At 59.6% G+C, this 25,347-nt stretch carries 24 protein-coding genes; 15 read left to right on the top strand and 9 right to left on the bottom strand.

All coding sequences use genetic code 11. The features are described 5' to 3' along the window. Nucleotides 1–31 precede the first annotated feature (31 nt). A complete protein-coding gene (locus tag ACFOFO_RS03925; protein WP_390328230.1) occupies nt 32–1,291 on the bottom strand; it encodes a CaiB/BaiF CoA transferase family protein in 1,260 nt (419 codons plus the stop codon). A gap of 105 nt (nt 1,292–1,396) precedes the next feature. Between ACFOFO_RS03925 and ugpQ the strand changes: the two genes are divergently transcribed. The 12 genes from ugpQ (at nt 1,397) to ACFOFO_RS03865 (ending at nt 15,033) form a co-directional block, all read left to right on the top strand. Beyond that, complete coding sequence (ugpQ, locus tag ACFOFO_RS03920; protein ID WP_390326442.1) at nt 1,397–2,155, top strand: glycerophosphodiester phosphodiesterase; 759 nt, start codon at nt 1,397–1,399, stop codon at nt 2,153–2,155. Nucleotides 2,156–2,350: 195 nt separating this feature from the next. Further along, entirely contained in the window at nt 2,351–2,938 is a 588-nt protein-coding gene (locus ACFOFO_RS03915) for a hypothetical protein (RefSeq protein WP_390326439.1), read from the top strand. A 285-nt stretch (nt 2,939–3,223) separates the two neighbouring features. Further along, nucleotides 3,224–5,848: an alanine--tRNA ligase gene (alaS, locus tag ACFOFO_RS03910; protein ID WP_390330892.1), complete on the top strand. Its 2,625-nt coding sequence runs from the start codon at nt 3,224–3,226 to the stop codon at nt 5,846–5,848. After that, nucleotides 5,845–6,390, top strand: coding sequence for a GNAT family N-acetyltransferase (locus ACFOFO_RS03905; RefSeq protein WP_390326436.1), 546 nt, complete (start codon nt 5,845–5,847; stop codon nt 6,388–6,390). The genes alaS and ACFOFO_RS03905 overlap by 4 nt, the downstream gene beginning before the upstream one ends. Further along, a complete protein-coding gene (locus tag ACFOFO_RS03900) occupies nt 6,387–6,941 on the top strand; it encodes an NUDIX domain-containing protein (RefSeq protein WP_390328227.1) in 555 nt (184 codons plus the stop codon). The genes ACFOFO_RS03905 and ACFOFO_RS03900 overlap by 4 nt, the downstream gene beginning before the upstream one ends. 123 nt (nt 6,942–7,064) lie before the next feature. Then, nucleotides 7,065–7,292 (top strand): sulfurtransferase TusA family protein, encoded by a 228-nt coding sequence (locus ACFOFO_RS03895; protein WP_390326433.1) that lies wholly within the window; start codon nt 7,065–7,067, stop codon nt 7,290–7,292. A 290-nt stretch (nt 7,293–7,582) separates the two neighbouring features. Beyond that, complete coding sequence (locus ACFOFO_RS03890; RefSeq protein ID WP_390326431.1) at nt 7,583–8,332, top strand: electron transfer flavoprotein subunit beta/FixA family protein; 750 nt, start codon at nt 7,583–7,585, stop codon at nt 8,330–8,332. Nucleotides 8,333–8,404: 72 nt separating this feature from the next. After that, nucleotides 8,405–9,346: an electron transfer flavoprotein subunit alpha/FixB family protein gene (locus ACFOFO_RS03885; protein WP_390326428.1), complete on the top strand. Its 942-nt coding sequence runs from the start codon at nt 8,405–8,407 to the stop codon at nt 9,344–9,346. A gap of 107 nt (nt 9,347–9,453) precedes the next feature. Then, nucleotides 9,454–11,262 (top strand): acyl-CoA dehydrogenase, encoded by a 1,809-nt coding sequence (locus ACFOFO_RS03880; protein ID WP_390326426.1) that lies wholly within the window; start codon nt 9,454–9,456, stop codon nt 11,260–11,262. A gap of 232 nt (nt 11,263–11,494) precedes the next feature. Continuing rightward, nucleotides 11,495–11,935 carry a DUF4864 domain-containing protein gene (locus tag ACFOFO_RS03875; RefSeq protein WP_390330891.1) on the top strand — a complete coding sequence of 147 codons (441 nt, stop codon included), beginning with the start codon at nt 11,495–11,497 and terminating at the stop codon, nt 11,933–11,935. Between the two features lie 23 nt (nt 11,936–11,958). Then, complete coding sequence (locus ACFOFO_RS03870; protein WP_390326421.1) at nt 11,959–12,177, top strand: DUF1059 domain-containing protein; 219 nt, start codon at nt 11,959–11,961, stop codon at nt 12,175–12,177. Between the two features lie 618 nt (nt 12,178–12,795). Continuing rightward, nucleotides 12,796–15,033, top strand: a complete 2,238-nt coding sequence (locus ACFOFO_RS03865; protein ID WP_390326420.1) for a DUF1631 family protein — start codon at nt 12,796–12,798, stop codon at nt 15,031–15,033. 81 nt (nt 15,034–15,114) lie between these two features. Here ACFOFO_RS03865 and lgt read toward each other — a convergent pair whose 3' ends face one another. Both lgt and ACFOFO_RS03855 read right to left on the bottom strand, forming a co-directional pair. After that, the gene (lgt, locus tag ACFOFO_RS03860) at nt 15,115–15,921 is read right to left on the bottom strand and encodes a prolipoprotein diacylglyceryl transferase (RefSeq protein WP_390326418.1); all 807 of its coding nucleotides are present in this window, start codon (nt 15,919–15,921) and stop codon (nt 15,115–15,117) included. Continuing rightward, nucleotides 15,922–16,827, bottom strand: a complete 906-nt coding sequence (locus ACFOFO_RS03855; protein WP_390326417.1) for a LysR family transcriptional regulator — start codon at nt 16,825–16,827, stop codon at nt 15,922–15,924. It lies immediately after the preceding gene. 165 nt (nt 16,828–16,992) lie between these two features. On the opposite strand from ACFOFO_RS03855, the gene ilvD reads away from it, so the two are divergent. Then, nucleotides 16,993–18,687 (top strand): dihydroxy-acid dehydratase, encoded by a 1,695-nt coding sequence (gene ilvD / locus ACFOFO_RS03850; RefSeq protein WP_390326414.1) that lies wholly within the window; start codon nt 16,993–16,995, stop codon nt 18,685–18,687. A gap of 252 nt (nt 18,688–18,939) precedes the next feature. On the opposite strand, the gene ACFOFO_RS03845 is transcribed toward ilvD, so the two are convergent. Continuing rightward, the gene (locus tag ACFOFO_RS03845) at nt 18,940–19,182 is read right to left on the bottom strand and encodes a TIGR04438 family Trp-rich protein (protein ID WP_390326412.1); all 243 of its coding nucleotides are present in this window, start codon (nt 19,180–19,182) and stop codon (nt 18,940–18,942) included. A gap of 154 nt (nt 19,183–19,336) precedes the next feature. Here ACFOFO_RS03845 and ACFOFO_RS03840 point away from each other — a divergent pair, with 154 nt between their 5' ends. Next, nucleotides 19,337–19,645, top strand: coding sequence for a c-type cytochrome (locus ACFOFO_RS03840; RefSeq protein ID WP_390326409.1), 309 nt, complete (start codon nt 19,337–19,339; stop codon nt 19,643–19,645). 215 nt (nt 19,646–19,860) lie between these two features. On the opposite strand, the gene ACFOFO_RS03835 is transcribed toward ACFOFO_RS03840, so the two are convergent. After that, nucleotides 19,861–21,012: a branched-chain amino acid ABC transporter substrate-binding protein gene (locus ACFOFO_RS03835; RefSeq protein ID WP_390326406.1), complete on the bottom strand. Its 1,152-nt coding sequence runs from the start codon at nt 21,010–21,012 to the stop codon at nt 19,861–19,863. A gap of 141 nt (nt 21,013–21,153) precedes the next feature. Here ACFOFO_RS03835 and ACFOFO_RS03830 point away from each other — a divergent pair, with 141 nt between their 5' ends. Further along, nucleotides 21,154–21,663, top strand: a complete 510-nt coding sequence (locus ACFOFO_RS03830) for an Lrp/AsnC family transcriptional regulator (protein WP_390326404.1) — start codon at nt 21,154–21,156, stop codon at nt 21,661–21,663. Nucleotides 21,664–22,026: 363 nt separating this feature from the next. On the opposite strand, the gene ACFOFO_RS03825 is transcribed toward ACFOFO_RS03830, so the two are convergent. The 4 genes from ACFOFO_RS03825 to ACFOFO_RS03810 form a co-directional block, all read right to left on the bottom strand. Further along, complete coding sequence (locus tag ACFOFO_RS03825) at nt 22,027–23,343, bottom strand: D-amino acid dehydrogenase (RefSeq protein ID WP_390326401.1); 1,317 nt, start codon at nt 23,341–23,343, stop codon at nt 22,027–22,029. A 157-nt stretch (nt 23,344–23,500) separates the two neighbouring features. Beyond that, nucleotides 23,501–24,124, bottom strand: a complete 624-nt coding sequence (locus ACFOFO_RS03820) for a hypothetical protein (protein WP_390326398.1) — start codon at nt 24,122–24,124, stop codon at nt 23,501–23,503. Next, nucleotides 24,121–24,549 (bottom strand): DNA polymerase III subunit chi, encoded by a 429-nt coding sequence (locus ACFOFO_RS03815; protein ID WP_390326396.1) that lies wholly within the window; start codon nt 24,547–24,549, stop codon nt 24,121–24,123. Before ACFOFO_RS03815 ends, ACFOFO_RS03820 begins: the two co-directional genes overlap by 4 nt. 168 nt (nt 24,550–24,717) lie before the next feature. Continuing rightward, entirely contained in the window at nt 24,718–25,332 is a 615-nt protein-coding gene (locus tag ACFOFO_RS03810; protein ID WP_390326394.1) for a glutaredoxin family protein, read from the bottom strand. Between the last annotated feature and the right edge of the window lie 15 nt (nt 25,333–25,347).

Here is a 25,347-nt window from a genome sequence, read left to right as displayed (position 1 = left end):
CAATTTGGAAGGGGAATACCGTACAGTTTCGTCAAAGAATGCCCTGCTCACGCAAGCCGGCGATCTGATCTTGCCGGTATCCCAGCAAATCGCGCAGCACTTCGTCGGTATGTTGTCCCAGCAATGGCGGCGCCGCGTCGTATTGCGGTGGCGTGACCGACAGCTTCATCGGGCTGGCCGTTAATTTCACGTGGCCGGTGACCGGATGCGGCAGGTCGACGCAGATGCCGCGCGCCTTGACCTGTGGGTCGTCGAACACCTCACCAAGATTGTTGATCGGTCCGCAAGGTACGCCAGCCGCCTCGAGTTCGCTGATCCATGCCTGCCTGGATTTTTCTCTGACCATCTCAGCCAGCAGCGGCACCAGGATATCGCGATGGCGCACCCGCATCGGATTGCTGGCGAAACGTTCATCGTCGGCCAGTTCCGGCCGTCCCCCGACTTCGACGAATTTGCGGAACTGGCCGTCATTGCCGACTGCGACGATGATGTGGCCATCGGCAGTGGCAAAAGTCTGGTAGGGCACGATATTCGGATGCGCATTGCCCCAGCGCTTGGGTGCCGTGCCGCTGGCAAGAAAATTGGCGCCCATGTTGGCCAGCATCGCGACTTGGACGTCGAGCAAGGCCATGTCGATATATTGGCCTTCTCCGGTACGGTCCCGATGGGTCAGCGCGGCGAGCACGGCGATGCTGGCATACATGCCGGTCATCAGGTCGCAGATCGCGACGCCGGCTTTTTGCGGGCCGCCACCCGGCAGGTCGTCGCGCTCGCCAGTGATCGACATGAAACCGCCGATACCCTGCACGATGAAATCGTAGCCGGGGCGCTCGGCATAGGGGCCGTCCTGGCCAAAGCCGGTGATCGAGCAGTACACCAGATCGGGTTTGATCTGCTTCAGCGATTCATAATCCAGACCGTATTTCCTTAACTGGCCGACCTTGTAATTTTCCAGCACGACATCCGATTGCAGCGCCAGTGCGCGCACGATCGCCTGGCCTTCCGCGCTGGCGATATCGACTGTCACCGAGCGCTTGCCGCGATTGGCGGCCAGATAATAGGCGGCCTCGCTGCTATCGCGCCCTTGCGCATCCTTCAGGTACGGCGGGCCCCATGTACGGGTGTCGTCACCGACGCCGGGGCGTTCGATCTTGATGACATCGGCGCCCAGATCGGCCAGATTCTGTGCGCACCACGGTCCGGCCAGCACCCGGGTCAGGTCCAGCACGCGGATGTGGCCGAGCGATTTTTGGGATGGTGCGCTGGAGGCGGCATCGGCTGTTGGTTGGATTGGCTGCACGGTGTTCCCTAAAGGTGTTAGCGTTACGGGCAAGTGTAAAACGCATCGCAAGGCTTGTCGATGCGCTCCAGAAAATGTGTCAAAGAATAGCGAACCATGTGGCCTTATCCGAAAATAGTCGCCCATCGTGGCGCCGGCATTCTTGCCCCCGAAAACACGCTCGCCGCGATGCAGGCGGGGCTGGGGCGCGGCTTTCATGCGGTCGAATTCGATGTCATGCTGTCGCAAGACGAGATCCCGGTGCTGATGCACGACCATCAGTTCGGTCGCACCGTCAGCGGCGTCGGTGCGGTGTCGGATTGCGCTGCGCGGCAGTTGAGCGCGATGGATGCCGGAGCCTGGTTCAGCGACGCGTATCGCGGCGAGCCGGTGCCGCTGTTGGCACAGGTGATCGACTTCTGCCAGGAAAATGGGATCTGGATGAATGTCGAGATCAAGCCGGCGCCCGGCTTTGAAGAGGTCACCGGACGCATCGTCGGACAGATGCTGCGGCAGCGGTTCGCCGCTGAGTTCGGACCAGGCGCGCATGCGCGCAGCAGCCTCCCTTTGCTGTCCTCGTTCTCGGAACTGGCGCTGGTAGCGGCGCGCAGGGTCGCCCCGGAAATTCCGCGCGCGCTGCTGGTAGACGTCATTCCGCCCGACTGGCAGGCCCGCCTGAACGCGCTCGCCGCCGTTTCGCTCAATACCAATCACCGCACACTGACGCCGCAGCTGGCGCGTGCCGTGAAGCAGGGCGGCTTTGGCCTGTTCTGCTACACCGTCAATGATCCGGCGCGCGCGCACGAGATCCTGGGATGGGGCGTCGACGGCTTCTGTACCGATCGGATCGATCTGATCGCGGCTGATTTTGCGTGACGCGTGCCCACGACTCTCACGCTGGACATTGGCGGCAATGGCTGAAATAAAATCGCTCGCGTTACCTTTCGTTACACGCCTTACAAATGACGTGTCGTCAGACTTGCTGCAAGCTCGTTAATCGAGCCATGAGCAAACGCGCTCATCGATGACGATACACGACACCCAACAACTCACAACCGATAGGAACCGATGATGAAAACCGCAAAAATGATTCCGCTGCTGCTGGTAAGCTTTCTGGCCGCGCCAGTGTTTGCGCAATCGACCGCGACTGAGGTCAAACGCGATGTCAATCAGCAGCAACGGATTGAGAACGGCCTGAAATCCGGCCAGCTCAATACCCGCGAAGCCGCCAAACTCGAGCATGAAGAAACCAGGGTGGACCGCGCCCAAGCGAATGCGCTGAAAGACGGCAAGTTCAGCGTGACCGAAAAGGCACGGATCGAACAGATGCAAAACAAGGTCAGCAACGATATCCACGCCGACCGGACCAACGCCCAGACCGGCAATCCGGATTCGACCTCGAGCAAGCGGATGCAGGCCGACGTGCAGCGCAATGTGAATCAGGAACAGCGGATCGAGGCCGGCGTCAAGAACGGTTCATTGACCAACCATGAAGTGGCCAAGCTGGAGCGTGGTCAGGCCAGAATCGATGCGAAAGAAGCGGTTGCCGGTCACGATGGGCATGTCAGCGCCGCCGAACAGGCGCGCGTGCAACGGACCGAAAATCGCCAATCGCGCCGCATCCATCGTCAAAAACACGACGCCCAACAACGCGGCTGAGCTGCGATCGCGCTGCACGCCGCAGATTTGGTGCGGTAGATTCAGGACAGCAATTCGTTTGACCGAAAACCCCACCAGGCGACTGGCGGGGTTTTTTGTTTGCTGATCGCGAAAAATGGCTGCCGGCCGATTGTGGCGATTGTTGTCGGAAAAACATCGTGGCTGGGCCGCGATTCGCGTTGAATAGCCCCGATTTGCCCCATATTTCAGGTCAGCCAGATCACGTATAATCGAAATTTTGCGGTATTGCGCCATTCTCTTGCGTCACTCTTTTTTGCCGAAAATATGAAATCTTCCGAAATCCGCGACAAATTCCTGCAGTTTTTCGAATCCAAAGGCCATACGGTCGTGCGTTCGTCCAGCCTGGTGCCGGGCAACGACCCGACGCTGCTGTTTACCAATTCCGGCATGGTGCAGTTCAAGGATGTATTTCTGGGCACCGAGAAACGCAATTACGTGCGCGCGGCATCGGTGCAGCGCTGTCTGCGCGCCGGTGGCAAACATAACGATCTGGAAAATGTCGGTTACACCGCACGCCATCATACGTTTTTCGAGATGCTCGGCAACTGGTCGTTCGGCGATTACTTCAAGCGTGATTCGCTGCTCTGGGCCTTTGAACTGCTGACCAAGGTGTACGGCCTGCCGGCTGAAAAGCTGTGGGCGACCGTGTATGAAACCGACGACGAGGCCTACGACATCTGGGTCAACGTGATCGGCCTGCCGAAAGAGCGCGTGGTGCGCATCGGCGACAACAAGGGCGCACCCTATGCGTCGGATAACTTCTGGCAGATGGCCGAGACCGGCCCGTGCGGCCCCTGCTCCGAAATTTTCTACGACCACGGCCCGGAAATCTGGGGTGGTCCTCCGGGCAGCCCGGAGCAGGACGGCGATCGTTACATCGAAATCTGGAACAACGTGTTCATGCAGTTTGACCGCCAGATCGACGCCGCCACTGGCGAGGCGCGCCTGCTGCCGCTGCCGAAACCGTGCGTCGACACCGGCATGGGTCTGGAGCGTCTGGCCGCGGTGCTGCAGCATGGTCACAGCAATTACGATATCGATCTATTCCAGAGCCTGATCAAGGCCGCCGCGCGCGAAACCGGTACCCAGGATCTGGCCAACAATTCGCTGAAAGTGATCGCGGACCATATCCGCGCCTGCTCGTTCCTGATCGTCGATGGCGTCATTCCCGGTAATGAAGGTCGCAGCTATGTGCTGCGCCGGATCATCCGCCGCGCGCTGCGGCATGGTCACAAGCTGGGTCAGACCAAACCGTTCTTCTACCGGCTGGTCAAGGATCTGGTGCTGGAGATGGGCGAAGCCTATCCGGAACTGACCGAAGCGGCGTCACGGGTCGAACAGGTGCTGCAGCAGGAAGAAGAACGTTTCAGCGAGACGCTGGAAAACGGCATGAAGATCCTGGAGCAGGCGTTGGCCAGGGATAGCAAGCACCTCGATGGCGAGACCGCATTCACGCTGTATGACACCTTCGGCTTCCCGCTCGATCTGACCGCCGATATCTGCCGCGAACGCAATGTGATGCTCGATGAAACTGGATTCGACGCCGCGATGCAACGGCAAAAGACTGCCGCGCGTGCCGCCGGCAAGTTCAAGACCGCGGCCGCGATCGAATACAGCGGCGCAAGGAACAAGTTTGTCGGTTACGACAGCTTGCAGCAAGATGCCAAAGTGGTGGCGCTGTACCTGAACGGCACTGCGGTGCAGAGCGTGGCCGCAGGCCAGGACGCGATCGTGGTGCTCGACACGACACCGTTTTATGCGGAATCCGGCGGCCAGGCCGGCGACCGTGGCGTGCTGGCGTCGGCGTCGGCGGGCTTTGTGGTCGAAGATACGTTGAAGATTCAACCCGAGGTGTTTGGTCATCACGGCACCGTCAGCAAGGGCAGCTTGTCGGTCGGGGATCAAGTCAATGCGCAAGTCGACCTGGCGCTGCGCGCGCGCACCGTGCGCAACCATTCGGCGACGCACCTGATGCACAAGGCGCTGCGCGAAGTGCTGGGCAGCCACGTGTCACAAAAAGGTTCGCTGGTCGACTCCGACAAGACGCGTTTCGATTTCAGCCACAATGCACCGATGACCACCGAGCAGATTCGTGAAGTCGAGGCCATCGTCAATCGCGAGATTCTCGCCAACTTGCCCACCCGGGCGCAGGTGATGTCGTTCGACGATGCTGTCAAGCACGGTGCGATGGCGCTGTTCGGCGAGAAATACGGCGACGAGGTACGCGTGCTCGACATCGGTTCGTCGCGCGAACTGTGCGGCGGTACGCACGTCAGCCGCACCGGTGATATCGGCCTGTTCAAGATCACCGCGGAAGGCGGTGTCGCCGCCGGCATCCGCCGCGTCGAGGCGGTAACAGGCGAGGGCGCGCTGGCGCTGATCCAGTCGCTCAATCGCCGCGTCAACGAGGCGGCTGCCGCATTGAAAGCGCAGCCGGACGAACTGACGCAACGCATCGTGCAGGTGCAGGATCAGATCAAGTCGCTGGAAAAGGAAGTCGCCGCGCTGAAATCGAAACTGGCTTCCGGTCAGGGCGACGAACTGCTGAATCAGGCCGTCGATGTCAAGGGCATCAAGGTCCTGGCGGCGACGCTCGACGGTGCCGACGTCGCGACCCTGCGTGAAACCATGGATAAGCTGAAGGACAAGCTGAAAACTGCCGCGATTGTGCTCGCCAGCGTGACCGACGGCAAGGTCAGCCTGATCGCCGGCGTCACCGCCGATGCCACCTCGAAAGTGAAAGCCGGTGAACTGGTCAATTTCGTCGCGCAACAGGTCGGCGGCAAGGGTGGCGGCCGGCCCGATATGGCGCAGGCCGGCGGCACCGATCCGAGCGGGCTGGCAAAAGCGCTGGCTGGTGTCGCCAATTGGGTCGGCGAAAGGCAATGAATATGACGACTCCGGTACCTGGTTCGCTGGAAATCAGACGGGCAGAAATTTCTGACGCGGCACAGATCCAGCGCGTGCATGCGGGTGCCGGGGCTTATACCGGGACCTTGCAGTTACCCCACCCATCGATCGACATGTGGCATGAGCGCCTGACCCAGCCGGATCCGAATCGGTACCTGCTGGTCGGGCTGGTCGATGGGGTTATTGTTGGCACCGCAGGACTCCATCTCGAAGCCAATATGCGACGTCGCCATGTTGCTTCGCTTGGCATTGCCGTCGCGGACGATTTTGCTGGCAAGGGTATTGGTACGGCTTTAATGGCTGAGCTAGTCAATTTGGCCGATAACTGGCTACACATACTGCGTATAGAATTGACGGTATTTACCGACAATGCATCAGGAATTGCGTTATACCGAAAATTTGGTTTTGAGATCGAAGGAACCCATCGCGCGGATGTGCTGCGTGATGGCAAGCTTGTAGATGGGTATTCGATGGCGCGTCTTCACCCGCATCCGCCGCAATTGCCGGCCTCCACAGTCTGATGGATTTTAAATTTTGCCCGGTGTGCGCCGGCTCCCTGGTATTGCGAGCCGACAATGGTGATAGCCAAAAAATCCGCCTCGCCTGTCCCGATGGTCATTGGACGCACTGGGATAACCCGTTGCCGGTGCTGGCTGCACTGGTCGAGTTTGACGAAAAAATCCTGCTGGCACGCAATGCCGCCTGGCCGGAAAAGACGTTCTCGCTGATCACCGGTTTCATGGAGCGCGGCGAAACGCCGGAGCAGGGCGTCGCGCGCGAGTTGAAGGAAGAAACCAATCTTGACGCGGATGTGGTCAGCTTGATCGGGGTCTATGAATTCATCCGCAAGAACGAGCTGATCATTGCCTATCATGTAAAGGCATCGGGCGAGATTCGCTTGTCGGAAGAATTGCTCGAATATCGGCTGATCGCCCCCGAAACGCTGCGGCCGTGGCGCGGCACCACCGGCGAGGCGACGGCCGATTGGCTGCGCTCGCGCGGCTTGCCGGTGGTGTATGTGGATCAGAACTTTCAAAGTACTGCCACCAGCCACACTGCTGTTGAAAAATAGCGCGTGTGGCCGAGAGGCGCTTTCCGCTTAAGGCAAGATTATCTGTATGGCACACGAGCGTCGTCGCTAGTTCAATGAATCACTGAATAACTGAATAACTGAATCACACTGGGAAACTCGATCATGGAATTTCATAAGGAAGTCGATGCGCGCGGCCTGAATTGTCCGCTACCGATCCTGAAAGCCAAAAAAGCGCTGACGGACATGTTGAGCGGGCAGGTGCTGCATATCCTGGCGACCGATCCGGGCTCGGTACGTGACTTTCAGGCTTTCGCGAAGCAGACCGGCAACGAGTTGTTGTCACAAACCAGCCACGAGAACAATTTCGAATTTTTCATGAAGCGCAAATGACCGGCGTGCTGGTGCCGCAATCGCAGCCTTCGATGACGCTGGTATGGCTTTCCTCAAAGCAACGTTCTGTAGTCGCCGGGGTGGCCAGAACTCGCAGAGTTTCAACTGCCTGGATATCCGCGCGCGCGGGGATTGCTGGTGAACGGTGCGCGCTCCAGTCGGGCGGTTAGTGGAATAATTCTAGCCATTAATCGCACGACCGTGCTAAATTCCTGTGCAACTGCGCAATCTCTTTTATAATCCGATTTAGTTTACGTTAACGTCAATTGTATTTTCCCAAAGGCAGAGCTATGAAAGTCTTGGTACCAGTCAAACGCGTGGTCGACTATAACGTCAAGGTACGCGTCAAACCCGACGGCAGCGGCGTCGATATCGCCAACGTCAAAATGTCGATGAACCCGTTCGACGAGATCGCGCTGGAAGAAGCGATGCGCCTGAAAGAGGCCGGCAAGGTCACCGAAGTGGTGGCGGTCTCGTGCGGCGTCACGCAATGCCAGGAAACCCTGCGCACCGCGATGGCGATCGGCGCCGACCGCGCGATCCTGGTCGACACCGAGTCCGACATTGGGCCGCTGGCCGTGGCCAAGCTGCTCAAGGCGCTGGCCGATAAAGAACAGCCGCAACTGATCATCCTCGGCAAGCAGGCGATCGACGACGATTGCAACCAGACCGGCCAGATGCTGGCGGCCTTGCTCGGTTGGCCGCAAGCGACGTTCGCGTCCAAGGTCGTGCTGGAAGAAGGCAAGGTCAGCGTCACGCGTGAAGTCGATGGCGGCCTGGAAACCCTGAGCTTGACGCTGCCGGCCATCATCACCACCGACTTGCGCCTGAACGAGCCGCGTTACGTGACGCTGCCGAACATCATGAAGGCCAAGAAAAAGCCGCTCGATACCGTCAAGCCGGCCGATCTCGGGGTCGACGTCGCGTCGCGCGTCAAGACCCTGAAAGTGGTGGAGCCGCCGAAGCGCTCCGCCGGTGTCAAGGTGCCCGACATCGCGACCCTGGTCGCCAAGCTCAGGAACGAAGCGAAAGTCATTTAACCAGCGCGCCAGGCCGGACGCCGCTCATTCCCTGCGCCGCCTGCGCCACCCTAGAACCGTCAGGAAAATATCATGACCGCATTAGTCATTGCCGAACACGACAACGCTACGCTGAAAGGCAGCACCCACCATACCGTCACCGCCGCGATCGAATGCGGTGGCGAAGTCCACATTCTGGTCGCCGGTGCCAACTGCGGCGCGGCGGCCCAGGCCGCCGCCCAAATCGCCGGCGTCACCAAGGTACTGGTGGCGGACGCGGCGCCGTTTGCCGATGGCCTGGCCGAAAACGTCGCCGAGCAGGTGCTGGCGCTGGTCGCCGCCGCAGCTGGACACTACACGCACATCCTGGCCCCGGCCACCGCCTACGGCAAGAACATCCTGCCGCGCGTGGCGGCCAAACTCGACGTTGCGCAAATTTCCGAAATCACCAAGGTCGACGCGCCCGATACCTTCGAGCGCCCGATCTACGCCGGTAACGCGATCGCCACCGTGCAATCGTCCGACCCGGTCAAGGTCATCACGGTGCGCACCACCGGTTTTGATTCGGCTGCCGGCGGCGGCAGCGCCGCGATCGAAAACGTGGCGGCGGTGGCCGACTCCGGCACATCGCGCTTCGTGTCGCGCGAAGTCGCCAAGTCCGACCGGCCCGAGCTGACGGCCGCCAAGGTGATCGTCTCCGGTGGCCGCGGCATGGGTTCCGCCGACAACTTCAAGATCCTGGAACCGCTGGCCGACCGGCTCGGCGCGGCGATGGGTGCCTCGCGTGCAGCGGTCGATGCCGGCTATGTGCCGAACGATTGGCAAGTCGGTCAGACCGGCAAGATCGTGGCGCCGCAGCTGTACATCGCGGTCGGCATCTCCGGCGCGATCCAGCACTTGGCCGGCATGAAGGATTCGAAGACCATCGTCGCCATCAACAAGGATCCGGAAGCGCCGATCTTCTCGGTGGCCGACTACGGGATCGTCGGCGATCTGTTCGAACTGGTGCCGCAACTGGTAGCCGAACTGGGCTAATCTACAAGACAGACAGGTAACAACAAGCCACAGGGGCTGCAAATGCACGCACAGGAAATGCGCGGTGCCTTTGTGATCTCTGTGGCTTGATTCTTTTGGAGACACAAATGAGCTACAACGCCCCACTGAAAGACATGCTGTTCGTCATCAACGAACTGGCCGACCTGTCCGCAGTCCATGCCTTGCCCGGCTGCGAAGACGCGACGCCGGAAACGGTCGAAGCGGTGCTGGAAGAAAACGCGAAGTTCACCGGCGAAGTCATCGCGCCGCTCAATTTTGCCGGCGACAAGGAGCCGAGCTACTGGAAAGACGGCCAGGTCTTCACCACCACGGGTTTCAAGGAAGCTTTCAAGTCCTATGGTGACGCAGGCTGGCAGGGCGTGCAGCATCCGGTCGAATTTGGCGGTCAGGGTTTGCCGAAGCTGGTTGCCGCACCGTGCATCGAAATGTTGAATTCGGCCAACCTGTCGTTCGCGCTGTGCCCGCTGCTGACCGATGGCGCGATCGAGGCTTTGATGACAGCCGGCACCGACGCGCAGAAGAGTACCTATCTGCAAAATCTGATTACCGGGAAATGGACCGGCACCATGAACCTGACCGAGCCGCAAGCCGGCTCGGATCTGGCGGCGGTGCGCACCCGTGCGGTGCCGCAGGACGATGGCACCTACAAGATCTTCGGCACCAAGATCTTCATTACCTACGGCGAACACGACATGGCCGAGAATATCGTCCATCTGGTCCTGGCGCGCACCCCCGAGGCGCCTGCCGGCGTGAAGGGGATTTCCCTGTTCATCGTGCCGAAATTCCTGGTCAATGCCGACGGCACGCTGGGTGCACGCAACGATGCCCATTGCGTATCGATTGAACACAAGCTCGGCATCAAGGCCAGCCCGACAGCGGTATTGCAGTTCGGCGACCACGGCGGTGCGATCGGCACCCTGGTCGGCGAGGAAAACCGCGGTCTCGAATACATGTTCATCATGATGAACGCGGCGCGGTTTGCGGTCGGCATGCAGGGCGTGGCAGTGGCGGAACGCGCCTACCAAAAGGCCGTAGCGTATGCCAAGGACCGCGTGCAGTCGCGCGATCTGGCCGGGTCTGCCGGTCCGGTCACCATCATCCACCACCCCGATGTACGCCGCATGTTGATGTCGATGCGGTCGCAGGTGGAAGCGGCGCGCGCGCTGGCTTACGTTGCCGCCGCGGCCAGTGACGTGGCGCATCACCATCCCGATGCCGAGGTGCGCAAGAGCAACGAGGCGGTCTATGAATACCTGGTGCCGATCGTCAAGGGTTGGTCGACCGAAATGTCGCTCGACGTTACCTCGACCGGCGTGCAAGTGCACGGTGGCATGGGTTTCATCGAAGAAACCGGTGCCGCCCAGCTCTATCGCGACGCCAAGATCTTGACGATTTACGAAGGCACCACCGCCATCCAGGCCAACGATCTGGTCGGTCGCAAGACGGTGCGCGATGGTGGTGCCACGGCCAAGGCCATCCTGGCCCAGGTTCAGCAAACCGTCGCCGAACTGGTGGCCATCAAGGCCGGTGCCGGGACCCATGCTGCCGATTTGCAGGTGATTGCGCAGCAGCTGGAAGCCGGCGCGGTAGCGCTGGAACAGGTGGTCGACTATGTTGCCGGCAACATGAAGTCCGACATCAAGGCGGTGTTCGCCGGCAGCGTGCCCTACCTGAAAATGGCCGGCATCGTACTGGGTGGCTGGCAGATGGCGCGTGCGGCGCTGGTGTCTGCGCAACAGCTGCAATCGGGTACAGGCGACGCCAGTTTTTACCAGGCCAAGATATCTACCGCGCGCTTCTTTGCCGAGCACTTCCTGTCGCAGGCGGCCAGCTACCGCACCGCAATCGTGGACGGCAGCGTCGGCGTTCTGGCATTGAGCGAGGATCAGTTCTAAGGAAGTGCTGCAGCGCAGCGGACCAGCGCAACCGACAAAAAAGCAGCCTGCAGGCTGCTTTTTTGTTTTTTGGCTTGCGAAATATCATCTGGAGCGACGGATATTGGCGGCAGATACGCACTCCAATTAGTCAGTCGTGGCAGCTGCAATTGGATGGCGTTTCTGCACGAGTTGGCGGCCTCGGGCCGCCAACAGTCTGGGCCGATTCCGGCAAAGTGAATCTGGCGGCAACATGAGGCGAAGATCATTCTTGATGGCGGGGCTGGTGTGGGTGCCAATGCTGGCATTGGCTCCGGTTTCTGCATCTGTCTCCGAGCTCAGTGCAGCCGACACCAGAGCCATTCGCGAGGTGGTGCAATCCCAATTTGATGCATTCGAGGACGATGATGCGCCGGCGGCGTTTGCATTGACGACGCAGGCTAGCCGTCGCAGATTGGGTAGTCCGGACGATTTCATGCGTCTGGTCAAGGAGCAATACGGCCCGATCTACCGACACCGGGCGGTGTTGTTTTCGGGAGCGCAAGTCATCGGTGCCGATACCTTGCTGATCGTGCGCCTGACCAGTCCGGACAGCCATGTCTGGATCGCAATTTATCGGATGGAACGTGAGACGGACGGCAAATGGAAGATCGACGGCTGCCATTTGCTGGAAACGACCAGCGTTTCAATTTAACCCCGTCGAATAAGGAGCCCATCATGGCGCGGAAATACATCGATTGTCGCGAATTTCCGAGCGACAGCAAATGCACAGTGGCACTGTGTGCGGACAGCGACGCCGAGCTGCTCGACGCTGCGGTTCAACATGCGGTCGCGGTGCATAAGCATCAGGACACGCCGGAATTGCGGCAGCAATTAATGACGCTGTTCAAGAGCGGCACGCCTCCGCTTGAGGCGCCCGCTCAGCAGGCCGCCTGACGGCTAAGGAAGTTCATTCCGGCGCGGCAAGCCGCTTTGGCAAAGCCATTTGAGCGGATTGGCCGATCGGAATGCTTCGATCTGCAGACTGGCTGATGCCAGGGGGGAAGTGCGCCTGCGTCGGACTTCGGCGCTGCCAAGTGAGGCGCAGGGTCGAGCCTCGGGGCCAATGTCGCACGCGAGCCATTTCTGTCACGTCATGACCGATTCTTGCATCAATTGCAATTTAAAGTGATCGATTTGCTACAGGCATTAATATTTTAATGCTCTACGGAAATATTTTCTAAATTAAGCGCATAATCGACACTATTCCACGCTGACGGGTCCATATTTGGGGCCTATTTACGCTCGAAAATAGGGCCATTGCTGGGATATTGACAGGGGTGCAGTTTGTGAGTATGTGCAGTGATCGCTCAGAATATATGCGCAATGCCTTGCCGATGGCATGAGTATATGGAAAGAGTTCACAGCTGCTGCGAATATTTTTACCTTGGATCATGAATCATCCGTCGTCTCGTCGCAGTCTGTATAGCAAACGGACAATCGCGAAGCAGGCGCCACGCAGGACGCGCCAGACGCCAGATCGACATTTAAAAATTCTTCGGAATTGGCAACATCATGGCTTTCACTTCCTCAGGGCAAACGAGCAGTATGTCGGCCAACGCGGCTACGGCGCAATCGCGCCGCAGCGAGATTCTGCGCGACCTGTTGCCGGTGGCGCTGAATCTCGCCGGTGCCCAGCACGACGCGTTCTCGGCGCGACTGGCGGATGCCCTGATGCAGCAATCGGAAACCAGTACCGACTCGCGCGAAGCCAATCTGAGCTTCAACGTGTCCAATCTGCTCAAGAACAATAGTTATGCCTTCCAGCATCTGGCAGCGGCTTTCTTGAAGGAAAACCTGCAGCGCGAACTGGGCATGCTCGAGCGCGGTTCGTATCCGGCGGCGGCGAAAACCGATGGCGCCTTGTCGCTGGTGTCGTATGAGGAAATGGACAACAAGCTGCAAATCGGTGCCGGCAGCCGACCATTCGAGCAACAGCATGCGGATGCCTACCACGCACTGAACATCCGGCTCGCCAACCTGCTGCAGCGGGACGAACTGTCGCTGTCGCAGAATCCGTTCCGCCCTGAAGTGTTTCTGTCCGCCATTAACCTCGCCTGGCGCAACTTCGACCCGGATCCCGAATCGCACCATCTTGTGATGCCATTGTTGCGTCCCGACGTGTTCCTGCAGTTGTCGCCGCTGCTGCAGGCCCTGAACGACGCGCTGATTGCGGACGGCATTCTGCCCGATCTGCAGGAATCGTACCGCATCAAGAAAACCGACGGCCATTCCGACGCAACGCGCAAGGACGATAGCGCCGAGACCGCGTTGCTGCAAAAACTGAAACGCATGTTTGCCGCGCCCGAGGCACCCGACGACATCGTCGCCGCTGCCGCCACATCCGCTGCTGCCGATGTGTTTGAGCAACGCGGCGACTCCGGCCTGCGCCTGGCCAATATGCTGCGGGCCGATTATCCCGGGCCGGCGCCGCAGGCATCGGGCGCGACCCGTCAACTGTATGGGTTTCTGGCCGATCTGCAACAGCGCATCGCTGATCAGGGCTTTGGCGGCGACGCCTCGGGCACTGGCGCGGTACCGCCGCATAGTTCACGCCTGGCAGAGATCAAGGGTCAGGTGCCGCGGCATGCGTTGACGCAGTTCGATGAAAACACCATCGATCTGCTGACCAAGGTCTTCGATACGGTCTTCCGCGATACCAATATTCCATCGGAAATCAAGGACTTGATCGGCCTGCTGCAGATCCCGATCCTGAAGGCGGCGCTGATCGACAAGGAGTTCTTCTTCGAGGAGGCGCATCCGGCGCGACGCCTGATCGAACTGCTCAGCAAGTCGAGCGTGGCGTGGGATCCGACCAAAGGCTACGACGATCCGCTGTACCAGACCATGAAGCGCAATGTCGGTCGCGTGCAGCAAGAGTTTGATCGCGAAATCTCGCTGTTCTCGATTGTTGTCAGCGACCTCGAACGCTTCCTGGCAGAGGAGGAAGAGCAGGCCGCGGCCGGCGTGCTCAGAACACCGATCACCGAAGCACTGCAGCGGGAAAAACTGGCGCAGGCCCACACTGCAGCCAAAAGCGAAGTCGCGCAGCGCATCGGCAGCGGCGAGGTGGTGCCGTTTGTCGAGACTTTTCTCGAGGCGAAATGGGTGTCGGTGTTATCCCTGGCCTACAGCGTCAGGGACGAGAAGCCACAGGCGCTGCAACACGCGCTGCAGACCATGGACGAGCTGATCTGGAGCGTCAAGCCGAAGATCTCGCAGGAGCAGCGCAAGGAGCTGATCACCAAGCTGCCAGCTCTGCTGACGATGGTCAATAAATGGCTCAATGTCATTAAATGGGAAGATGCCGATCGGCTGCGCTTCTTCTCCGAATTGGCCGAATGCCACGCCTCGATCGTGCGGGCGCCGCTCGAATTGTCGCCGCAGCGCCAGCTTGAAATCGCGGTCGAGGCGGCGCAAAAGGCCACCGAAAGGCGGCTCGAGAAGCGGGCCCAGACACAGCAGCAAACGGTGGTGCCGGATGACGAGTTTGTCGCCACGGTCGCCGGTCTGGAGCGCGGCGCCTGGCTCGAATTCACGCCAGCAGGCGATGCTCCGAAGAAGGTCAAGATTGCCTGGGTCAGCCCGTTGCGCAGCCTGTTCATCTTCACCACCAAAGCGCGGCAGGAAGCGTTCTCGATGTCGGCCCAGCAGCTCGAGCAGTCGTTTCGCGACGGTCACGCGCAACGGATGGTACTTGATGGGCTGGTCGGGCGGGCGTTGAGCGAAGCGATGGAAGACGCTGCCGGCTAACCGACCCCGGAGCCCGCCGGCCCGTCGCGTAACAATCCTGGCGCCATGGTTCGCGTTGGCGTCCGATAGCGTGCCTGACGATCAGGCCGGGCGCGAACCTGTTTTCCGGTAAGCCAATCCCAACATCACCAGCCCCAGTGCAATCATCGGCAGCGACAGCATCTGACCGGCCGATATCGTGATGCCGGCGAAGCTCACCTCATAATCTGGCATACGGAAATATTCGGTGAAGAAGCGTGCACAGCCATAACCGAGCGCGAACAGGCCGCTGACGGCCATCCGCGGTCGTGGCTTGCGCGAGAACAGCCACAGCACCACAAACAGCAGCACGCCATCGACCAGCGCCTGATAGATCGGCGACGGGTGACGCGGCAGGTTATCGACGTTGGGCCAGATCATGGCCCATGGCAGTGACGGATCTGCCAGCCGGCCCGGCAGTTCGGCGTTGATGAAATTGCCGATCCGGCCGGCGGCATAGCCGAGCGGCACCAACGGCGCAATGAAATCGAGCACATCGAGCAGATTGCGGTCGATCTTGCGCGCCCACCATGCCATCGCGATCAGCACGCCAAGAAATCCGCCATGGAAGGACATGCCGCCATGCCAGACCTGCACTATTTCCAGCGGATGCTCCAGAAAAAATGCCGGCCGGTAAAACAGCACCTCACCGAGACGGCCACCGATGATCACGCCCAGCACGCCATAGAACAGCATGTCGTCCAGGTCTTCCTTTTTCCAGCCGATCGCGGCAATATGCGGCTGCTGGATGCGCTGCCGGCCGAGGAGCAGAAATTGCGCGAATGCCAGCAGATACATCAGTCCATACCAGCGCACGGCCAGCGGGCCGAGCGACAACGCAACGGGGTCGGGCATCGGGTGGGTCAGCATTTACGAAGTCTTTCCTAATAGTTTTAAAAAGGCACGCAATACCGGCGAACGATTATCGCGGCGCCAGGCCAAGCCGGTTTCGACCAGCGGCGTGTCGCCCGCCAGCGCCCGGTATTCGACACCGGGACGTTTCAAATTCGATACCGATTGTGGCACAAGGGCGATGCCCATGCCGGCCGATACCAGGCCGACGATGGTCTGCATCTGGATCGCTTCCTGCCCGATCTGCGGCGTCAGGCCGGCAGCGCGAAAGCAGCCGAGGATCGCATCGTACAGCGCGGGTGCCAGCCGGCGCGGAAAGATGATCAGCGGCAGATCGCTGTGCGCGGCCAGTGTCGCCAGCGCGATTGTCGTGGTGCCGCGCAAGCCCGGCGTTTTCTTTGGCGCCGCCAGCACCAGCGGTTCGCGCAGCAATGGCAGATAATCGAGCTCGGCCAGCGCCTTTTCCGGCAGCGGCGGGATCAGCAAGCCGGCGTCGATTCGGCCCTGCAACAATTCGTCGAGCTGGATGTCGGTGGTGGCTTCGCGCAAATCGATCTGCACCTGCGGATAGCGGCCGCGAAACTCGCGCAGCAGCGGCGGCAACACACTGTAGTCGGCGCTCGACACGAAGGCCAGCGCCAGCCGGCCGCTTTCGCCGGATGCCGCGCGGCGGGCCAGATCGGGCAGGGCCTCGGCCTGCAGCAACAGCCGGCGCGCTTCCGGCAGCAGCGCGGCGCCGGCTGCGGTCAGCACCGCGCTGCGCTTGCTGCGGTCGAACAGCGCGCAGCCAAGCGCCGCCTCCAGCGCCTGAATGGTCTGGGATAGCGGCGGCTGCGTCATGTGCAGGCGCAGCGCGGCGCGCGCGAAATGCTGTTCTTCGGCGACCGCGACAAAGTAACGCAACTGCCGTAAATCAATGTTCATGGATCGGTTTCATCAGAGCATCGCCGCAACACGCAGTTGCAATCTTCGTTTGCAGCGATTCATATCTGTTTCATATTAATAAGAAACGAATCATATATTTGACACATGGCTTTGTGCAAGGCACTCTTGCTCTTTACTTAATCATTGCTTATTCAGGAGATCGTCATGGCCGACCAGCCCAAGCAAAACGGATACAACCGTCGCTCGAAAAACATCACCCAGGGCGTGGCTCGCAGCCCGAACCGGTCGATGTATTACGCGATGGGCTACGAGAAGGCCGACTTCGACAAGCCGATGATCGGTATCGCGAATGGCCATTCGACCATCACGCCGTGCAATTCCGGCCTGCAGAAGCTGGCAGATATCGCGATCAACACCATCCGGGAAGCCGGCGCCAATCCGCAGGTATTCGGCACGCCGACCATTTCCGACGGCATGTCGATGGGTACCGAGGGCATGAAGTACTCGCTGATTTCGCGCGAAGTGATCGCTGACTGTATCGAAACCGCAGTCAACGGCCAATGGATGGACGGCTGCGTGGTGATCGGCGGCTGCGACAAGAACATGCCGGGCGGCATGATCGCGCTGGCGCGCACCAATGTGCCGGGCATCTACGTCTACGGCGGCACCATCAAGCCGGGTCATTGGAAGGGCAAGGACCTGACCATCGTATCGGCGTTCGAAGCAGTCGGCGAATTCACTGCAGGGCGCATGTCGCAGGAGGATTTCGACGGCATCGAGAAGAACGCCTGCCCGTCGTCCGGCTCCTGCGGCGGCATGTACACCGCCAACACCATGTCGTCGTCGTTCGAGGCGCTCGGCATGTCGTTGCTGTATTCGTCGACCATGGCCAATCCCGACGACGAGAAAACCGGCTCCGCTGCCGAATCGGCGCGCGTGCTGGTGGAGGCGGTCAAGCGCGACCTGAAACCGCGCGACATCATTACCCGCGAGTCGATCGAGAACGCGGTGGCGCTAATCATGGCCACCGGCGGCTCGACCAATGCGGTGCTGCATTATCTGGCGATCGCGCATGCCGCCGAGGTGGAATGGACGATCGACGACTTCGAGCGGGTGCGTCAGAAGGTGCCGGTGATCTGCAATCTGAAGCCATCCGGGCAGTACGTCGCAACCGACCTGCACCAGGCCGGCGGCATTCCGCAGGTGCTGAAACTGCTGCTGAACGCCGGCCTGCTGCACGGTGACTGCATCACCATTACTGGCCGCAGCCTGGCCGAAGAACTGGCGGCGGTGCCCGATCAGCCGCCCGCCGATCAGGATGTGATCCGCAGCATCGATCGCGCCTTGTACAAACAGGGCCATCTCGCAATCCTGAAAGGCAATCTGTCGCCCGAAGGCTGCGTCGCCAAGATCACCGGCCTGAAAAATCCGGTCATCACCGGCCCTGCGCGTGTGTTCGACGATGAATACACTGCGATGGACGCGATCCTGGCCGACCAGATCAAGGCTGGCGACGTGCTGGTGCTGCGTTATCTGGGACCGAAAGGCGCGCCGGGCATGCCGGAAATGTTGGCGCCCACTTCGGCGCTGATCGGCAAGGGATTGGGCGAGTCGGTTGGCATGGTCACCGATGGCCGTTTTTCGGGCGGTACCTGGGGCATGGTGGTCGGCCACGTGGCGCCGGAAGCCTACGCCGGAGGCACCATCGCCTTGGTACAGGAGGGCGATTCGGTTACGATCGACGCGCACCGCTTGCTGATCCAGCTGAATGTCGGCGATGATGAAATCGCGCGCCGCCGCGCTGCCTGGAAGGCGCCGGCGCCACGTTACACCCGCGGCGTGCTGGCGAAATTTGCGGCATTGGCATCATCGGCCAGCAAGGGCGCAGTGACTGGCTGAGTGGGCCGGAAGCGGTGCGGTCGCACCGTGCCAGGGTGATGCGGCGCGAAGCGATCCACGGCTCTGAAGAATGATCGATGATGAATGACGGAGTATGTAATTCACATCATTTATTCTTGCGCGGTAATTAGCGCCTGTGCAGCCAGTATATGAATTTATCAGGCGCTGATGGCGCGCCACAGCAATAAAAAAGCCGGATCTGCTCCGGCTTTTTTGTGCGTATTTTCCGCGTTCGGTTTGCAGGTTCGGAAATCAGCGCCGCTTCGCCTTATTCTTGCTGGTATCGAACGTCTTCTTGACCCGCTCATCGCGTATGTTTTCCATTTCCTTGTGCGCCTTGCGCTTGTCCCATCCAAATATGGGCTCGACAAATTCGAACCAGATGAAGGCAAACACGGTCAGACCGCCGACCCACCACCATGACATGTTCGCGAATGGGCCGATTTCAAAATATTTCAATATTGACAATAAAACGATAGTAATAATGATGGGCATGGCGACTCCTTTCGAAGGAGCATAGGGTGAAAGGACATTGCCGTCAATCAATGCGGTCAACGGATTCGGTGTTGCATGCGTTTTACAACGTAGGGCATCGAAGGCGCGTGAAAAAGCGCTGTAAAATGATATGCATATTCCTTTGGAGAAAACAATGAAACGTTCTTTGTTGGTCTGTCTGGCTGTTTCGGCGCTGACGTCAGGCGTCGCGATGGCAAATGCCGATTTGGCGAAAGCGAAGAATTGCATGGCCTGCCATGCGGTGGGTAACAAGGTGGTCGGTCCGGCATACAAGGATGTCGCCGCGAAATACGCGGGGCAGAAAGACGCTGAGGACAAGCTGACACAAAAAGTGCTCAAAGGTGGCAGCGGTGCCTGGGGCGCAGTCCCGATGCCGGCCAATGCGCAAGTGTCGGAAGCGGAGGCGCGCACCCTGGTCAAATGGATCCTGTCGCTGAAATAGTCGGCAAGACACCATAGCAAAAAGCGCTCGATCGAGCGCTTTTTTTGTTGTTGTTGTTGCTTCTGAGGGCGCCAATGCTGATGCTTATTCGTTTGTTCGCAGCTCTTTGGTTGGGGTTTCTTTGAACCGCAGGCGCGAATGGCATCCAATAACACCCATAGGTACCAAAAAAACGCCCGCTCCAAAGAGCGGGCGTTTTATCAGGCTTGGACGAATTACTTGGTCACAGCCAGCAGTTGACGCTTGCCACCTTTGTAGGTGTACAGCGTCAGCGTACCGTCCTTGATGTCGCCTTTGGCATCAAATTCGATATTGCCGGTCACGCCTTTGTGCTTGATCTTGGCCAGAGCAGGCAGGTACTTCGCAGGTTCAACGGAGTTAGCCTTTTTCATGGCGTCGACCATCGTCATCACAGCGTCGTACACATACGGCGCATAGATCTGCACGTCGGTGCCGAATTTCTTCTTGTAGGCAGCCTTGAAGTCTTCCATGCCTTTCCTGTCGGCCTCGACCACACCGCCGGCTTCGGCGCACACTACCTTGTCGTCACCGATGGCGTCGCCAGCCAGGTTAACCAGCGCTTCAGTACAGATACCATCGCCGCCCATGAACTTGGCATTGATGCCGAGCTGCTTCATCTGGCGCAGCATCGGGCCTGCAACTGCATCCATACCGCCGAAGAAAATGACGTCAGGATTCTTGGACTTGATTGCGGTCAGAATCGCATTGAAGTCGGTCGCCTTGTCGTTGGTGTATTGTTGCGCAACGATTTCGACGCCGCCGCCCTTGCCCTTCGCGCCTTTGATGAACTCTTCAGCAACGCCCTGGCCATAAGCGGTACGGTCATCGATGACGGCAAGTTTCTTGCCCTTCAGGATTTGCACAGCGTAACGGCCCAGTGTGCCGCCCAGTTGGCCGTCGTTGGCCACCACGCGGAACGCGGTGTTGAAGCCTTGCTGGGTGTATTTAGGGTTGGTTGCCGATGGCGAGATTTGTGGAATACCGGCTTCGTTGTAGATCTTCGACGCTGGGATCGTGGTACCCGAGTTCAGGTGACCGATCACGCCATTGACCTTGGCGTCGACCAGTTTCTGCGCTGCAGCAGTACCTTGTTTCGGATCGGCGCCGTCGTCTTCAGCCAGCAGTTCGAACTTGATTTTTTTGCCACCGATGGTGACGCCTTTTGTGTTCAGTTCTTCGATCGCCATCTTGGCGCCGTTTTCATTGTCTTTGCCGAGGTGAGCAATTGCGCCCGAGATTGGGCCGACGTGACCGATCTTGACGACCTGTTCCTGTGCGGAAGCAGCACCTGCAAATGCAAATGCAATTGCGCCCACCAGTGGAATCATTTTTGTCTTGAACTGCATATACAACCTCCTAAGGATTGAAAAAATACAAGGTTACTGCAACACTACCTATTCAGAGTCCTGAACAAGTCAAAGGTACAACATAAAAAATAGTTAGCAAAGCAATTTATGTGGTTTTCCCGATTTTCAAATAACTTTCATATGCCCAAATTCCATACGCTAGACAAGGTCGATCGCAAGCTGCTGAACCTCTTGCAGAAAGACAACCAGACTCCGACCCGGATGCTGGCCGACAAAGTCCATATTTCGCAGCCGACCTGCCTGCGCCGTATCCGCGACTTGCGTGAAACCGGCATCATCAGCGCCGATGTCGCGATGATCGATCCTTTCGCCCTCGGTTACGGCATGCTGGCCTTCCTCGAAGTGTCGCTGACCAACCAGTCGGACGAACATATGCAGGATTTCGAGGCCCGCATGGCCAAGGAAGCGGAAGTCATGCAATGCTATTTTGTCTCCGGCGATTACGATTACTTCCTGGTGGTGCACGTGATCGACATGGACGCCTACTACCAGTTTGTGCGGCGTGCCATTTCCGGATCGGGCAATGTGCGCCATTTCCAGTCCCGTTTTCCAATGAAGTGCGCCAAGTTCGCGACCCGTATCGCATTCGACGAAAAAGCCGCCGAACTGCAGGTCAGAATTGCGAAATAATTGGGTTCATCACCGCTCTCCATCAGCACAACCTAATGCATAAACGTGTCGTCGCACATGCAGGATGACAAATGGCGCACCATGATTTGGTGCGGGTTTCCGGCCATTTTTGCGCTGCAGACGGCGTCAATAATGACGCTCACAAACGGATAGGTAGTTTCCCCTAGCGTTGCAATCCGATTCGCGCCATTTTTGCCGCAGACCGCGCTTCACTGCAACCAGGACCTGTGCGCCCCGTTATCCCGGCCAGTGGCAGGGTAGCGGGGCGCACCGGCCCTGGTTAGCGTGCGCAGTTAATGAGCCGCTGAGCAGCCGCTGAGCAGCCGCTAATCAGCCGCTGATCAGACTTTGTTCAGGCTTCGATCAGGCTTTGACCGGGAGCGCGCCGGACAATGTGTTGGTCTGATGGCGCGGCATGCCGGTGAATGCGAAATCGACTTCCGGCTGGCGACCGGAAATGATTTCGGCGATCGCGCGGCCCGAACCTGCGCCCATGGTCCAGCCCAGCGTGCCGTGGCCGGTGTTCAGGAACAGGTTGCTGATCTTGGTCTTGCCGATGTAGGGCACGTTGGACGGCGTCAGTGGACGCAGGCCGGTCCAGTACACCGGATTGTCGTAGTCGCAGGCATCCGGGAACAGTTCGCGAGTGCGGCGCGTGATCGCTTCACAACGGGCGGTGTTCAGATCGCGGCCATAGCCGTTCACTTCGCAGGTGCCGGCCACGCGCAGACGGTCGCCCAGACGCGACACCACCAGCTTGTAGCCATCGTCGGTCAGCGATACGGTCGGCGCTTGATCCGGATCGGTGATCTGGTAAGTGGCCGAATAGCCCTTGCCCGGATAGATCATCAGATTGACGCCGAGCGGCTTCAGCAGTGGCTGCGAGAAACTGCCCATGGCGACCACATAGGCATCGGCGCGCAGTACCTTGTGGGTGCCGGCGGCATCGATGATCTCGACGCCGGTGATCTTGGCGGCGACCCCGGCGCCTTCGGTCAACAGACGGGTGACGGTGGTGTTGAACTGGAAATCGACGCCGGCATCGGCCGCCTTGTTGGCCAAGCCGGTGGTCAGCTTGTAGACGTCGCCCGATTCATCGGTCTTGGTAAAGTCGCCGCCGACAATCTTGTCGCGGCTGCTGGCCAGCGCCGGCTCGATGCGGATGACTTCATCGGCGCCGATCGACTCGCGCGGGCAACCGAGGTCGCGCATCAGTTTCGCGGCCGGCAGGGAATCGTCGAATTCTTTTTGGTCGGTGTAGAAGTGCAGAATGCCCTTGGTCAGGCAGTCGTACTGGATGTCGGTTTCCGCGCGTATTTGTTGCAGCGTCCGGCGGCTGTATTCGCAGATCGCGACGATCTGGCGGATGTTGTCGGCGGTGCGGGCCGGTGTGCATTCGCGCAAGAAGCTCAGGCCCCAGATCCATTGCAGCCATTCTGCGCGCGGACGGAACAGCAACGGCGCGTCTTCCTGACCCAGCCATTTCAGGACCTTCATCGGGGCCGCCGGATTGGCCCAGGGTTCAGCATGCGAGACCGAGATCTGACAACCATTGGCGAAGCTGGTTTCCTGTGCCGCGCCAGGCTGGCGATCGATCACGGTAACGTCGTGGCCGGCTTGTTTCAAAAACCAGGCGGAGGACGTGCCGATAATGCCTGAACCCAAAACGATGACTTTCATGACGATCTCCGAAGTGTTGATTGCTGATGCAAAAGTTAACAGCGGAGATTGTAGGAAGTTAGCGGTCGTTTAGGTGTTCAATGACGCAGTTGGAAATTTTATTAATCAACGTGGAAAAGAACCGGGTGTTTATTTATGCAAAATAAACTGGCGCAATTTATTTTTTTTGCGTCTGCAAGCGCGCGATTTCCTGCGCTACCGCGCGCCCGACGACTTCTTCCAGCGTTTGCTGCAAGCCGCGCTGGATCTCACTGGTGAGCCCTTCGATCGCGCTCTGCAGCACATCGGCCAAGCTGTCGCGGACCCGCTGTTCCAGCACGAAATCGATGCGTCCCTGCAATTGGCGCAGGATGCGTTCGTTCAGTTGCAGTTCCAGGATTTCGCGCTGTTCGGCGCTCCAGCCGATGGTCGGTTCCGTGACAGTCGATTCTGCAACAGGCTCTGCAGCCGGTTGCGCGGCAGTTGTGGCAACCATCTGCTCGGTCAGCAGCGGCGCCTCAGCGTCTAGCTCCGATGCCGGGATGAAGCGCGATTCGAAACGTGATGCAAAGTCCGATTCAAGCCGCACGGCGGGCTTCAATTCCGTCTTCGGTGCCGGCGCTGACTCCGGATCTGGCCCATCGGTCGACCAGGTGGTCGGCTCCAGCAGCTGTTCCAGCGTCGGCCGCGGTGTTGGCTGCGGTGATGGCTGCGGCGATGGCTCCGGTGCGGCTGCGGGAGCGATGATTTCCGTCAGGGTCGGGATGCTGGTGTCGAAGGTGTCGATGGTGTGATGGTTCATGCCTGGTCTGCCACAAAATGGGTCAGCGGATACCCGCGCTGCTTGTAAAACGCATAGCGCGCGCGGCCGGCCGCGGTATCTGCCGGGTCGGACGAGATGATTTCAAACATGCGTTCGAAGCGGGCGAAATGCGCCGGCGTACGATTCGACAGGTTCAGCAGCATCTCGTGATGCGGCAGATCGGCCGCGTCATCATCGGTCAGGATGACCGGCGTCTGCGACGCCAGCGCGTCGCCGGCGACCACGTGCGGCAGGAAATCGGTGTCGGAAAACGTCCAGAGCGCCTGATCCAGCGCCTGCAGTTGCGCCGGTTCGGCCAGCAGCACGATCTGGCAGTTGGCGCTGCGGGCGCGCGCCTTGCGCACCAGCCGGCAGGCGTAGCCGATCTTGTCGGCGATATTGGTGTGAAAGTCGATGCGGGTCATAGTATCTGGGGGCCGGGAGCGGCGCGCCGGGATTGCAAGGTAGCCCCAGTCTTAAAATATACTGGCTCCAGTATTTTTATTGCTGCTTGTAAATCCAGCGGGATGGCGTGATTTTTCAGCATACTCCCTTAAAATAGGGTGGAAAGCGAGATCGGAACGCGGCCGGCCTCAAAACCGGAAACCCGGTTCGGCAGTCTTTGGGCTGGCCGCCGGACGCTCGGGCTGGTGGTCCGATGGATTGGCGCTTTTCGTTGGGTCGGCGGCCACCACCGGTGCGGCTGCTTCTGCGCGCGGGTTCTGATAGGTATTCGGCAATTGACTGCTCGCCGGGTAGCCGGCCGCGGTCAGCGCGCTGCTCCATGCGCCTGCCTCGTAGCCGCTGAGTTTGCTGCGACCGACCAGCAGCATCGGCAACTGGCCTTCGCCGCCGGCCTGGCGCAGCTTGATCAGGTCGTCGTTGTTGTTGACGGTTTTCTCGGCAAACGGGATGCCGCGATTCTTCAGCAGGGTGCGGCCGTCGTCGCAGGGCAGGCATTTGGCGCTGCTAAATAGCGTGACCGGACTGGTCTTGACTGCTTCAGCCAGCGCATACGGCAGATTGCCGGTATCGGATCCGCTGCCGCCGAGCGCTTTCTGCTCGACCCGCTTGGCCGCGGCCGGCGGCGTATCGCTGTACGTGATCCTGCCGTCAGGTCCGACCGATTTGTACAATTGCGCGTGGGCGCTGGCGGCGCACAGCAGGCCGGCGATGATCAGGATAGGGCGTGTCGATTTATTGCTCATCTGCTCTCCTTGGAA

The sequence above is a fragment of the Pseudundibacterium arcticum genome (assembly GCF_042646465.1).
Classification (GTDB): domain Bacteria; phylum Pseudomonadota; class Gammaproteobacteria; order Burkholderiales; family Burkholderiaceae_D; genus Undibacterium_A; species Undibacterium_A arcticum.
The sequence above is the reverse complement of the archived record's forward strand: the minus strand, read 5'-3'. Positions and strand labels throughout refer to the sequence as shown.